The 13,497-nt window shown below is 73.2% G+C and carries 7 protein-coding genes; 4 read left to right on the forward strand and 3 right to left on the reverse strand.

The window, feature by feature from the left end; genetic code table 11:
* Positions 1 to 896: 896 nt before the first annotated feature.
* Positions 897 to 4,352, forward strand: a complete 3,456-nt coding sequence (locus ACZ6AA_RS37750; RefSeq protein WP_471462973.1) for an AfsR/SARP family transcriptional regulator — start codon at positions 897 to 899, stop codon at positions 4,350 to 4,352.
* Between the two features lie 79 nt (positions 4,353 to 4,431).
* Here ACZ6AA_RS37750 and ACZ6AA_RS37755 read toward each other — a convergent pair whose 3' ends face one another.
* Together ACZ6AA_RS37755 and ACZ6AA_RS37760 are read right to left on the reverse strand one after the other, a co-directional pair.
* Entirely contained in the window at positions 4,432 to 6,477 is a 2,046-nt protein-coding gene (locus tag ACZ6AA_RS37755) for a sigma-70 family RNA polymerase sigma factor (protein WP_471462975.1), read from the reverse strand.
* 230 nt (positions 6,478 to 6,707) lie between these two features.
* Positions 6,708 to 7,517 (reverse strand): TetR/AcrR family transcriptional regulator, encoded by an 810-nt coding sequence (locus ACZ6AA_RS37760; protein WP_468453529.1) that lies wholly within the window; start codon positions 7,515 to 7,517, stop codon positions 6,708 to 6,710.
* Between the two features lie 372 nt (positions 7,518 to 7,889).
* On the opposite strand from ACZ6AA_RS37760, the gene ACZ6AA_RS37765 reads away from it, so the two are divergent.
* Positions 7,890 to 9,248 carry an NAD(P)/FAD-dependent oxidoreductase gene (locus ACZ6AA_RS37765; RefSeq protein ID WP_468453528.1) on the forward strand — a complete coding sequence of 453 codons (1,359 nt, stop codon included), beginning with the start codon at positions 7,890 to 7,892 and terminating at the stop codon, positions 9,246 to 9,248.
* A 251-nt stretch (positions 9,249 to 9,499) separates the two neighbouring features.
* Positions 9,500 to 11,170, forward strand: coding sequence for an ATP-binding SpoIIE family protein phosphatase (locus ACZ6AA_RS37770; protein ID WP_471462978.1), 1,671 nt, complete (start codon positions 9,500 to 9,502; stop codon positions 11,168 to 11,170).
* A gap of 25 nt (positions 11,171 to 11,195) precedes the next feature.
* Here ACZ6AA_RS37770 and ACZ6AA_RS37775 read toward each other — a convergent pair whose 3' ends face one another.
* Positions 11,196 to 12,470, reverse strand: coding sequence for an MFS transporter (locus ACZ6AA_RS37775; RefSeq protein WP_468454269.1), 1,275 nt, complete (start codon positions 12,468 to 12,470; stop codon positions 11,196 to 11,198).
* 115 nt (positions 12,471 to 12,585) lie between these two features.
* Between ACZ6AA_RS37775 and ACZ6AA_RS37780 the strand changes: the two genes are divergently transcribed.
* Positions 12,586 to 13,134: a MarR family winged helix-turn-helix transcriptional regulator gene (locus tag ACZ6AA_RS37780; protein WP_030362703.1), complete on the forward strand. Its 549-nt coding sequence runs from the start codon at positions 12,586 to 12,588 to the stop codon at positions 13,132 to 13,134.
* The last annotated feature ends 363 nt before the right edge of the window (positions 13,135 to 13,497 follow it).

Below are 13,497 nucleotides of genomic sequence, written 5' to 3' on the forward strand. Positions count from 1 at the left end.
CGGATCCCTCCCACCCGCCCACCCGTTCACCGGAACAGCGCCCCTCGGGCCGGCACATGGGCCACCCCCGCCAGCCCCTCACCCGAGCCGTCCGCACCGGTGCCACGACGGCCGGTCCGGCGTCGCTGCGCCGGGTGGGCGGCTCTCCGCCCCCTGCCACTCGCCCAGCCCGGCACAGCTGTCACCGTTGCCTCGTTGCCTCGTTGCCTCGTTGCCTCGTTGCCTCGCGCAGCTGTCTGCCCGTGCCCCGTGCAGAGCCCTCCGCCTGTGCCCCGTGCATCCCTCTGCCCTCTGCCCCCTGCCCGTTGCCTCGCGCAGCCGTCCGCCCGTGCTTCGTGCGGCCCTCCGCCCTCCGCCCCTGCCCCAGTGAGCCCTCCACCCGTTGCCTGTTGCCCCGGGCGGCCCCCGCTCGTCGCTGCGCGCAGCCGTCGGCCCGGCGGCCATCCCTGCGGGTAGCTGTCCACATGCCCCCGCTGTGGGCAGCCGCCCCTCTCGCTGTGGCCGACGGCCAACTGTCCACCCCACCCCTGTGGGTACAGCCCGGTCCGACGGCGCCGTGACGACGGGGGAGGGGCACGCCCCCTGGGTCGGCGGTGCCGCGACATCGGGGGAGGGGCGCAGCCCAGTTCGGCGGTGCGATGACGGCAGGGGAGGGGCGCAGCCCATCTCGGGGGCGCGATGACGACAGGAGAGAGCGCAGCCCAGGCCGACGGCCACGCCCGCGACGGCAAGGAGGCGCACCCCCACCCCCACAGCGCCGCCACGGCCAGCGTGGCCTCACCCCACCCCGGCGGCCCCCCCGCGAGCCCCCCCGCCGCCCCGGCGAACCCCACCCCCCAAGGCGCCCCGCCAGCAATCCCCGCGACGCAGTCGCCCCCACCGGCCACAATGACCCAGTGCGGTACCAGATCCTGGGCGCCACGCAGGCGCACGACGACCAAGGGGCGTCCCTGCCCGTAGGGGGCCCTCGCCTGCGCTCGCTGCTCGCTGCCCTGGCTCTGAGAGCCGACCGTACGGTCCCGGTCGACGCCCTCATCGACGACATCTGGGCGGACACTCCACCGGCGGACGCCCCCGCCGCCCTCCAGGCCCTCGTGGGCCGCCTCCGCAGGGCCCTCGGCCGGGACACCATCGCCTCCGGCCCCGGCGGCTACCGCCTCATCGCCCCGCCCGACGCAGTCGACCTGCACTGCTTCGAACGCCTGACCCGCGAGGGCACCGCAGCCCTGGACCGCGGCGACCCGGCGACTGCCGCCCGCCTCCTGCGCGAGGCCCTCGCCCTGTGGCACGGCCCGGCCCTCGCCGACCTCCCCGACCGCACCGCCGCCACCCGCCCGGAGGCCCGCCGCCAGGAGGCCACCCGCGCCCGGGTCGAGGCGGACCTGCTGCTCGGCCACGCCCCGGACGTCGTACCGGAACTGAAGGCGCTGACCACCGACCAGCCGTACGACGAGGCCCTGCGCGCCCTCCTCATCCGCGCCCTGCGCGACGCGGGCCGCGGCGCGGACGCCCTCGCCGCGTACGAGGAAGCCCGCCGCACCCTCGCCGAGGGACTCGGCACCGATCCGGGCCCGGAACTGCGCGCCCTGCACGCGGAGTTGCTGGCCGAGCCGACGAAGCGGCGGGAGCCGCAGGGCAAGGGACAGGGCAACGCGCAGGGCGACCCGCGGGGCGAGGGTGAGGGCGGTGCGGCCGGGTTCCAACCCTCGCGTCCCGCAGGCAGCGAGGGCACCGCGGACGCTGTAGCCACCACGGCCACCACGGCCACCACAGACAGCGAGAGCACCGCACCCCCCACAACCCCCCGTCCCCCCACCGAACGCCAGGGAAATCTCCGGCCCCGGCTGACTTCCTTCGTGGGGCGGGAACCTGAACTCGGGGCCATCCGTTCGGATATGCGGAGGGCACGTCTGGTCACGCTCACGGGACCGGGCGGCTCCGGGAAGACCCGCCTCGCAGAGGAAGCCGCCGCCGGGCATCCGAGCGCGTGGCTGGCCGAGCTCGCCCCGCTCGACCGGCCGGAGGCGGTGCCCGGGGCGGTCGTCAGCGCGCTCGGCCTGCGCGAGACCGTGCTGATGACCAGTGAGCTGACGATGCCGCACGGCGACCCGCTCGCCCTGCTCGTCGAGTACTGCGCCCCGCGCAGCCTGCTCCTGATCCTTGACAACTGCGAGCATGTCATCGGCGCTGCCGCCGAGTTGGCGGAGACCCTGCTCACCCGCTGCCCGGGGCTCACGATCGTCGCGACCAGCCGCGAGCCCCTGGGCGTGCCGGGCGAGTGCGTGCGCCCGGTGGAGCCGCTCCCGCCCGACCCGGCGCACCGCCTGTTCGCCGAGCGGGCGGAGGCCGTGCGCCCCGGCTTCGACGCGGCCGGGGACGCGGAGTCGGTGGCGGAGATCTGCCGCCGCCTCGACGGCCTGCCACTGGCGATCGAGCTGGCCGCCGCCCGCCTGCGGCTGCTCACGCCCCGCCAGATCGCCGACCGCCTGGACGACCGCTTCCGGCTGCTCACGAGCGGTTCCCGTACGGTCCTGCCGCGCCAGCAGACCCTGCGGGCGGTCGTCGACTGGTCCTGGGACCTGCTGGACGCAGCCGAGCGCACGGTCCTGCGCGAGGTGTCCGTCTTCGCGGGCGGCTGGGACCTGGAGGCCGCCGAGGCGGTCTGCTCCGGGTCGGCCGCGGACCTCATCGGCGCGCTCGTCGACAAGTCCCTGGTCGTCGCGGACGCGTACGACCCGGCGGGGGAGGGCGGGCGCTCCGGCGGCGCGGGCCCGGGGATGCGCTATCGCCTCCTGGAGACCATTCACGAGTACGCGACGGAGCGCGCCGCCGAGACCCCTGAGGTGCGCGCGGAGGCGGAGCGGCGGCACAGCGCGTACTTCCGTGCGCTGGTCGAGACGGCCGAGCCGCTGCTCCGCTCCGCCGAGCAACTGCCGTGGATCCACCGGCTGGGGACCGAGCTGGACAACCTCCGTGCGGCCCTGCAGCGCTCCGTGGAGTCCCGCGACGAGGAGCTGGCCACGGCCCTTGTCCTGGGCCTCGGCTGGTTCTGGTGGCTGCGGAACTACCGCGGGGAGGGCGCGGAGTGGGTCGGCCGCGTCCTTGCCCTGACGCTGCCGCCGGGCACCCCCGACGAGTCCGGGGCGGGTGTCTCGTCCCTCGCCGCGGGCGCCGCGGGCCTGGAAGCGGACCTCGCGGACGAGGACGCCCCGGTGTTCTGGCCCCGTATGAGCCTGCGGATGCTGCATCTGTTCCTGACGGTGGAGTCCAGGCCTTCGGAGATGCTCGACGGCGGCCTGGAGCCGGACTACATCCAGCGGGTGCGGGAGGTGTTCATCCGCCCGGTGCCCGAGAGCGGCCGGTTCCCCGGCCTGGTGTGGCCCTTCACGCTCTACTTCGGCGACGCCCTGGGCTGGGGCGCCGACGTCCTGCGGTACCTGGACATGGCGGTCACCAACTGCCGCCGCTTCGGCGGCGACTGGGAGGTCGCGATCACGCTGATGTTCCGGGTGCACACCAGCGTCGACCGCCAGGGCAACCTCGGCGGGGTCGACGACGACCTGGCGGAGCTGCGGGGCCTGAGCAGACGCGTGGGCGACCGGTGGCTGCGCGCGCAGGTGTGCAGCGCGGCGGGCGAGGCGGCGATGGCCCGCAGTCGCTACGAGGAAGCCCGGCAGGAGTACGGGGAGGCGTTGCGGCTCGCCTACGAGGTCGGCGCGTACGCCGAGGCCCCCTTCCTGCTCGCCCGCCTCGCGGAGATCGCCTACCGCTCGGGTGACGTCGACCTCGCCGTGAAGGGCCTGGAGGAGGCCAACACGGCCGGCGATCAGTACGGGGTCATGGACTCCCGCGCCTTCGTCCGCCTGATGAGCGCCGAGATGGCGCTGCACGACGGCGACGTGGCGCGGGCCCGTGCCCTGTGGGTGGAGTCCCGCGAGGCGTCCGAGCGCGGCACGCTGCCGCCCCAGTTCGCCGCGGGCCTCGGCGGTGTGGACGCCCGGATCACGGCGGCCGAGTCCGGCCCGGGCGCCGGGCTCGCCGTCCTCGCCGATGTGCTGCCGGAGGCCCTGCGCAGCCGCTGCTCGGAGATGGTCGTCGCGGGCCTGCTGGACGCCGCGGCGGTCCTCACGTCCCAGGCCGGTGACCACATCCGCGCGACCCGCCTCCTGGCCTTCGCCGCCCACTGGCGCGACGGCTACGAACGCCCCATGCCGGACCGGGTGGAGGCCGAGCACACGGCCCGCGCAGCCCGCGCGGCACTCGGCGACGCGGCGTACGAGCGGGAGAGCACCGCGGGCAGCGGCATGACGATGACCGAGGCCCTGGAGCACCTGACGGCCACGTCCGACTGACCCGCGCCGTCACTTCGACGTCGGCTCGCCGACCGCACGGCCGCCCCGACACCTCAGGCGCGAGCGCCGCCCCAGCGACTCAGACGCAGGACAGCCGCGACTGCGCCCAGTCCGCCAGGGCCGTCGAGGAGAACGGCGTGTGGGGCTCGACGACCAGGCGGATCGTCTTGCGTCCTGTCAGGCCGACCCGCACCGGTACCGCCGCGTCGCCGCCCTTGACCAGCGGGGAGCGCCACAGCGGCACCCCGTCGCCGTACACGGAGAAGCGAACCTTGCCGAGGCCCATCGTCATGTCGTCCACGCCGACGAGTGCCTCGTAGGAGGAGCACTTGCGGTTCAGGTCGATGGTGACCGAGGAGCGGCCGTGGACGGTGACGCCGTGGCCGTAGCGCTTGTCGTCGATGGACATGCCCCAGCGCTGCCACACCCAACTGCTCTCGCCGAGCCGCATCTCGGGCTTGGTGCCGTCGCCGTTGAGGCCGTACTCCAGCTGGTTCCACTGGAAGACCCGTGGCGCGGGCGGCGGTGGGGGCGGTGGCTTCGGGGTCGGCTTGGGCGGTGTGGGCCTCGGCTTCGGCGGTGGGGGCGGCTTGGGCTTGGGCTTCTCCGGGGGCGGCTTCGGCTTCGGGGTCGGCTTCGGCGTCGGCTTGGGGGTGGGTTTCGGCGTCGGCTTCGGCTTGGGCGGTGGCGGCGGCTTGGGCTTCGGAGCGGGGGGCTCCGGCTTGGGCTCGGGCTTGGGGGGCGGCGGATCGCGCGGTACGACGGGCGCGGAGACCGGCGCCTTCGCCTTCGGCGGGTCCTCCTTGGGCTTGGGGTCACCGGCGAGCGCGATCGCCACGGCGACCCCGGCCGCGACCACGACACCCGCCGCGATCCCGGCCTTGGCGGGCGCGCCGAGCCCCTCGGACGCGGCCGCGCCCCCGGCCCCGGCCGAACCGGCACCGCCCGCCGCGGCCCCGGCGGCCCCCGCCGCACCCGCGCCCGCGACGCCGCCGCCGATGAGGGCGGCCACCTTCGCGTACCCGGCGGCACCGAACCAGCCGATGACGGCGATCGGCACGACGGCGGGGATGCTGCTCGCGACTTCCTTGATCTGACCGGCGGCGACCCGGCAGTCGGCGCACTCCTCCAGGTGCTTGCGCAGTCCGCGCTCGGCGCGGGTGCGCAGGCCGCCGCGGGCGTAGGCGCCGAGCCGGTCGGCGTAGCGCGCGCACTCCTCGCTCTCGGTGCGGGTGGCGCTCACATGGGCCTGGAGGTAGGCCTGCTTGAGGCCTTCGCGGGCGCGGCTCGCCAGCACGCGGGTGCCGTTGGCGTCCAGGCCGAAGAGCGTGGCGACGTCGCTCGGGGACTCGTCCTCGACCTCCGTGTGCCACAGCACGGCCTGCCAGCGCTCCGGCAGGCTGCGGAAGGCCTGCATGGCCAGGGACTGCTCGGCCTCGTGCATGGCGCGCACGTCCGCGCCGAGGTCGACCGTGTCGTCGTCGGACACCTCGGAGCCCCGGGCGGCCTGCGCGGCGAAGACCGCGAAGTCGTCGACCAGTTGCTCCCGTTTCGCGGACTTCGTCCACCCGGCGGCGACGCGCCGCACCGTGGTCAGCAGATAGGCGCGCACCGCGTGCTCGGGGCCGGACCCGGAGCGCACGGCTCCCAGCATCCGGGCGAACACCTCGGCGGTGAGGTCGTCGGCGGTGTGGGCGTCGCGGCAGCAGGTGCGGGCGTAGCGCCGTACCGATTCGGCATGCCTGCGGTACAGCTCCGCGTAGGCGGAGTCGTCGCCCGCGCGCATGCGCTCGATGAGGTCGGCGTCGGACGGCGGTACGTCGGGGCCGATGCGGGGAGGGGGCAGCACGGACTCCGTGCCCCCGGCGGAACCGCCCGCCGGGCCACCGCCGGGACCGGCTCCCGGAACCGCCTCCGACCCGCGCTCCCGCTGCGTCGGCACACTGGGATCGGGACCGGCCGCCCCGGACCCGCCGGAGCCACCGCCCGCCGGATCACCCGCGGCGCCGGAGCCCGCGGCCCCGCCACTGCCACCGGGACCGCCTTGGTTCGGCACCTGTCGGGGAGGCAGCCCGCTCGACTCACCCCCACCGGGGGTGGGCTCGTCCCGCCCGTCAACACTCATCGCGGAAAGCCTCCGCATGCACACTCGGACCCGAACACCGGGCAAGAGTGCCACACGGTCGCGCTCCATCGAATAGCGAAGACGAGCAACCACCCGTCCGGGGCGGGTTCCCGCAATGGAGCGCTAGCGTTCACTCATTCGGGGAATGCTCAACTCCCGTGAAGAGTACGGGAGTTGAGCATTCAGAGCTCGTCAGAGCTCGTCAGGGCCCGAATGTCCCACGTGAACGGCTATGCGGGCCGGGACCGAAGCCCTTCGAGCAGGATGTCGAGCAGCCGCGACGAGGCCGCCGCCTGCTGCGCGGCGTCCGGCAGCGAGGGCGCCGCCGTGGCTATCACGAGCAGCACGTCCGACACGGTCACGTCCGCGCGCAGCTCACCGGCCGCACGCGCCCGCTCCACCAGCCGTCCGACGACTTCGAGCAGCGCCGCCGCTCCGGCGTCGTCGCTCTCCGCCGCGGGTGCCGGCCGCTGCTCCACGAGCCGCAGCTCGGGCCCGGACAGCGAAGGCACCTGCCGCTGCTGCGGCACCCGGGCCTCCGCCGAGCCGACCGTCCCGGCGATGCCCGCCGGTCCCGTCGCACCCGCGGTGCCTTCGGCGCCCTCGGCGTCCGTCTGCACGCGCAGCACCTGCGGCGGCAGCAGCCGCCCGGCGCCCGAAGCCACCGACGTCCGCAGGAAGCGCGAGAGCGCCGACCACGGCTCGTCCTCCTGGCCGAGCGCCGCCCGTGCCTGTTCCGTCAGCCGGGAGGTCTCCTCCTCGGCTATCCGTCGCACCAGTACGTCCTTGCTGGGGAAGCGGCGGTAGACCGTTCCCACGCCGACGCGGGCGCGGCGAGCCACGTCCTCCATCGGCGCGCCGTACCCCAGCTCTCCGAATACCTCACGCGCCGCGCGCAGCACGTGTTCGAGATTCCGCTGCGCGTCCACGCGCAGCGGTGCCGAACGCGCTCCGTCCGCCAGATCGCGGCCGTTTCCGCCGGTGGCGACGGCAGCTGCCGACGCGGTCGCGGAAGTCCAGTGAGAGTCCTGAATGTGCATATACGTTCCCCCGGTAATGACGTCTCCCCCCGGAGACACTCCCCGCCATCGATGACCGGCGTGCGGGCGAAGCTCCTCCACGAGTCCGGCAAACCGGACCCGACGAGCGCATCCCCCGACACCCCGACGTCACACGAACATAGTTGAGCCAGAGTCAATTCAGAAGAGGTGGGTTCCGCACAGAGCGCCCCCCGATCGGAGTACGCACCGTTTCCCACCCGATTGCCCCCTGCGACACCACCCTGCCATCACCCTCTGACCTGCGCACATTCCACCGGCCCCGACAGCCGGGCGGCGCGGCGCCGACAGCGACTTCCTGTCATACAAATTGTCGAGCCTGTGGACAAACACGAAGTGCGGGTGCGTCATGGGATGGTGACGGAACCTGTGCGCATTCTCGTTGTCGGTGGTGGCTACGTCGGGATGTACACCGCGCTGCACCTCCAGCGGAAACTGAAGCCGGAGCTCAAGCAGGGCGCGGTGGAGATCGTCGTGATCTCCCCAGATCCTTATATGACGTATCAGCCGTTCCTGCCCGAGGCGGCGGCCGGTTCGATCTCACCGCGCCACGTCGTCGTACCGCTGCGCCGTGTTCTCGACAAATGCCGGGTGATCGTCGGCGAGGTGCGCTCCGTCGACCACGCCAAGCGCACCGCGTCGTTCACCACCCTCGCCACCGTGGAGGAGGGCGCGGGCCCCCTCGACATCACGTACGACGAACTGGTCCTCGCGCCCGGCTCGATCTCCCGCACCCTGCCGGTCCCCGGCCTCGCCGACTACGGCATCGGCTTCAAGACCGTCGAGGAGGCCATCGGGCTGCGCAACCACGTCATCGAGCAGATGGACATCGCCTCCTCCACCCGCGACCCCGCCGTCCGCGACGCCGCCCTGACCTTCGTCTTCGTGGGCGGCGGATACGCGGGCGTGGAAGCGCTCGGCGAACTGGAGGACATGGCCCGCTACGCCTCGCGGTACTACCACAACGTCAAGGCCGACGACATGAAGTGGATCCTCGTCGAGGCGTCCGGGCGGATCCTGCCCGAGGTCGGCGCGGAGATGGGCAAGTACACGGTCAGCCAGCTGCGCAAACGCAATATCGACGTACGCCTGGAGACCCGCCTCGAATCCTGCGAGGACCGTGTCGCCGTGCTCGACGACGGCGCCCGCTTCCCCACCCGCACCGTCGTGTGGACCGCCGGCGTCAAACCGCACCCCCTGCTCGCCGCCACCGACCTGCCCCGGAACGAACGCGGCCGCCTGAAGTGCACCGCCGAGCTGGCCGTCGACGGCGCGCCGCACGCGTGGGGCGCGGGCGACGCCGCCGCGGTCCCCGACATCACCGCCGACGAGCCCGGCAAGGAGTGCGCACCCAACGCCCAGCACGCCGTGCGCCAGGCCAAGGTCCTCGGCGACAACATCGCCGCGACCCTGCGCAAGCGGCCCCTCCAGAAGTACGCGCACAAGTACGTCGGCTCGGTGGCGTCCCTGGGACTGCACAAAGGGGTCGCACACGTCTACGGACGCAAGCTGAAGGGCTACCCTGCCTGGTTCATGCACCGCGTCTACCACCTCAGCCGGGTGCCCACCCTCAACCGCAAGTCCCGCGTGCTCGCCGAATGGATCCTCTCCGGCCTGTTCAAACGCGAGATCGTCTCCCTGGGGTCGCTCGAGCACCCGCGTGCGGAGTTCGAACTCGCAGCCGGGGGCGAGCGCCCGAAGGAGTCCCGATGACCCCCGAGACCTCCGACAGGAACTCCCCGGGCGGGTCCGGCGTCTGACGGATGTCAGTCCCGTCGGCCAGACTGGACGTGTGACCATGATGGGCGGGCACACCCAAGACGGGCACACCCAAGAGAAATCGTCCGCTCCACGCCATGCTGTGTCTTCCCGGGAGGCGGCGCCCACAGCCGCCGCGCCACCGGCCGGACCCCCGGCCGCACACCCCCGCCCGATCCAGAAGCGACACCACGAGGCCTACCGCAGTGAACTTCACGCGCTGGAGCGCCCGGCTCCCCGGAACACAGCGCCGCGCCGCGGCGCGCACCAAAGCCGACGGTTCCCCGGCACAGCTGGGCGAGAGCTCCGTCCCCGCGGCCCGGGCCGAGCGCCTCGCGGACACGCGGAGCCTCTCGGACACGCCCGCCGGGGTCGACGAACTCCCGGCCCGTGAGGTCCTCGACCGCATCCCGGCCCTCGTCGCCCTCGTGCACGGCGCGGACCACCGCATCGCGTACGTCAACGACGCGTACACCACGGCGTTCGGCGCCCGGCCCGTCGGCGCGCCCGCGCGCGAGGCGCTGCCGGAGCTGGACGAGGTCGGCCTGCTGCCGCTCCTGGACCAGGTCCTGCGCAGCGCCAAGCCGCGCACGGTCAAGTCCCGCAAGGCGCCCGGCGGCCGGTCCTACACCTTCACGTGCACGCCCGTGTCGCTGTCGCTCGGCGGCCCCGCGGGCGACGGCTCCGGCGGTGTGCTCGTCTTCGCCGCCGACGTCACCGACCACGCCGAGGCCGCCGAACGCCTGCGCGCCAGCGAGCGCACCCAGCGCGAGACGGCCGTGACGCTGCAACGCTCACTGCTGCCCCAGGAGTTGGAGCAGCCCGACGACCTGCGCATCGCCGCCACGTACCAACCGGGCGGAACGGACGCCGCGGTCGGCGGCGACTGGTACGACGTGATCACCCTCGGCGGCGGCCGCACCGCCCTGGTCATCGGCGACGTCATGGGCCGCGGGGTGCGCGCGGCGGCCGTCATGGGCCAGCTGCGCACGGCCGTGCGCGCGTACGCCCGCCTCGACCTGCCGCCGCACGAGGTCCTGCAGCTCCTCGACGGCCTCGCCTCGGAGATCGACGCCAGCCAGATCGCGACGTGTGTGTACGCGGTGCACGATCCGAACGAGGGCAACCTCGCCTACGCCTCCGCGGGCCACCTGCCGATCCTCGTGCGCGACGAGAACGGCACGATCCACCGCGCGGACGAGCCCACGGGCCCGCCGCTGGGCACCGGCGGCTGGCTGCACGCCTCCGGCTCCCTGCCGCTCGGCCCCGGCTCCACCGCCGTGCTCTACACCGACGGCCTGGTCGAGCGCCGCAGCGAGGACATCGACGAGGGCGTGGCCGCCCTGGAGCGCGCCCTGGCCGGGGCCACCGGCACGCCCCAGGTGATGTGCGACCGCCTCATCCGGGCCCTGGGCGTGACCGCCGACCACGACGACGACGTGGCGGTCCTCGTCCTGCAGCAGCCCGCCCGCACGGGGGTGCACGCGGACCTGTTCCGCAACGCCGCCCTGGAGCTCCTCGGCGGTGTGGAGGCCGCGCCCCGCGCGCGGGCCTTCGCCACCGGCGTCCTCGCCAGCTGGCGCTTCCCGCCCGAACTGCACGACCTGGGCGTCCTCGCGGCCAGCGAACTCGTCGCCAACTCCCTGCAGCACGGCACCCCGCCGATGCGACTGCGGCTGCGCCGCACCGACCGCCGCCTGATCATCGAGGTCACCGACGGCGACGACCACCTGCCGCGCCGCCGCCGCGCCGAGCCCGCCGACGAGGCGGGCCGGGGCATCGCCATCGTCGCCACGATCGCCTCGAACTGGGGCTCACGGCGCACGCCCGGGGGCGGCAAGGCGGTCTGGTGCGAGTTCGCGCTCCCGCGCGCGTAGCCGACGGTTCTCGTGGAGCCCGCTCCTAGGAGTGGGCGGTCACGGTCTCCGGGGCGTCCGGCGCGCCCTGCGCCACCACGCGGCTCTTCTGCAGATGCGGGTGGTTCTGCGCCGGGCTGAGGTGCTTGCCGAGGCGCAGCGCGAGCACCGTGATGCCGAGCGAGAAGAGCAGGAACGTCACGATGTACGGAGCGTGCAGGGTGGCGCCCATCGGGCCGCCCACGGCCGGGCCGACCGCGAGCGCGAGCTGCTTGACCAGCGCGAAGGCGGAGTTGTACCGCCCGACCATGGACTCCGGCGCGAGGTCGGCGACCAGCGGTGCGACGGTCGGCGCGAGCATCGTCTCGCCGAGCCCGAAGAGGGCGTACGTCGAGATGAACGCGGCGGTCGCCATGGCCTGGCTGCCGTGCCCCAGCCCCGCGTACCCGGCGGCTATCCAGGCCACGGCCCAGATGAGGCCGACGGCGGCGATCACCTGCGAGCGCTTGCGGCGCTCGACGAACCGCAGGACGGCGAACTGCGCGATCACGATGGCGCCGGTGTTGGCGGCCAGGGCGATGCCGAGCGTGGACGGGGATATCCCGGCGGCCTCGACTCCGTACGCCGAAAGGCCGGACTCGAACTGGCCGTAGCAGGCGAAGAACAGCACGAAGCCGAGGACGCACAGCTGCAGCATCACGCGGTTGCGGAATACGTCCCTGATGCTGCCGCCGGCCTGGGGCGTGGCGTCGGCGATGCGCGCCGAGCGGGGTATCCGGGCCGTCAGCATGACGCCGATGAGCACCAGGAAGATCACGGTCTCGATGGCGAAGAGCAGCGTGAAGTCGCTCGGCCGCTCGTGCTTCACGATCTGCCCGCCGATGAGGCCGCCGATGCCGAGGCCCAGGTTCTGCAGGAAGAACTGCGTGGCGAAGGCGCGCGAGCGGGTGCCCGGCGTGGAGCACTCCACGATCATCGTGGCGAGCGCCGGCTGCATCACGGCCTGACCGGCTCCGAGCGCACCGGCCGAGAGCAGCACGAACGGTGCGCTGGAGGACAGGCCCAGGCTGAGCGCGCCGACGGCGGCGGTGGACAGCGCGGCGATGAGCACGGGCATGGGACCGCGCCGGTCGATCGCACGGCCCGAGAAGGGCAGCACGATCAGCGCGGCCACGGCGAACGCGGCGAGCACGAGGCCCGCGGTCACCGCGCCCAGGTCCCGGACCTGCGCCACGTACACGTACAAGAAGGGGACGGTAAAACCGAGACCGAACGCACTCAGCGCGTTGCCCACGTGGATCCGGCCCATCGCAGCGCCCATCGCCTTGTTCACTTTCACCTGCCTTAGGACTGAAGACTTCGAAGCTAAAGTTAGGATCTAAACAATACACATCGAAGGACTTCGACGGCAAGCGACCCCGTGCCATACTGCGGCCATGGGCGATACCCCCGGCCCCACAGAGCCGACACTCGAAGAGCAGATCGCCGCCTACCAGCGGGAGTTCCAGGGCCTCGACCCCCAGGTCGAGAAGATCGTCTCGGCCCTCGGCCGCCTCAACCGCCGCATGAACGTCGCCTACGGCCGCCAGACCGCGACGCTCGGCATCAGCAACGCCGAGTGGGAGGTCCTCAAGGCCCTGGTCCTGTCCGGCGCCCCGTACCAAATGGGCCCCGGCGACCTGGCCAAGCGCCTCGGCCTCACGCCCGCCGCGATGACCCACCGGATCGACCGCATGGTCAGCGAAGGCCTCGTCACGCGCGAGCGCGACGAGAACAACCGGGTACGCGTCATCGTCGAGCTGACCGCGGAGGGCAGGGAGAAGTGGCTGGAGGCGATGCGCCTCGCCACGGTCTTCGAGGACGACCTCCTCCAGGACCTCACCCCCGTGGAGCGCGGTGTCCTCGGCGAGGTCCTCACGCGGCTGCTGCGCCGGGTCGAGCACGCCCAGCCCGACGCGGGCGGCCGCCTCACCGACCTCGACTGACCCTCGGCTCCCTCTGGACAGAGGGGTGCCGTGGCTCCGACCGGGGTGGGTTGACAGTCGCCTGCCCGATCCGTAAGGTTCTTCGGGTTGCCGCCGAGCCGTAACGGTTCTGCGACAGCAACTCCCGCCGCTCACGCGGCCACTCAAACCACCTGCACGATCTCCCTCCGGGGATGATTTCGGCACGCCCGAATTCATTTCCCTGATCTTGTCGCGACCGGAAACGGCCCGATTAGGAACTGCCGGGAGAATCCGCTAAAGTTTGAGACGTCGGAACGGCCCAACAGCCGCGAAGACAACCCCGGTTGACTGGGAATCAGGCCCGAAAGGATCTGATAGAGTCAACACCGCCGGAAGGCCGAA

It is taken from the genome of Streptomyces sp. NPDC040610 (assembly GCF_055594065.1).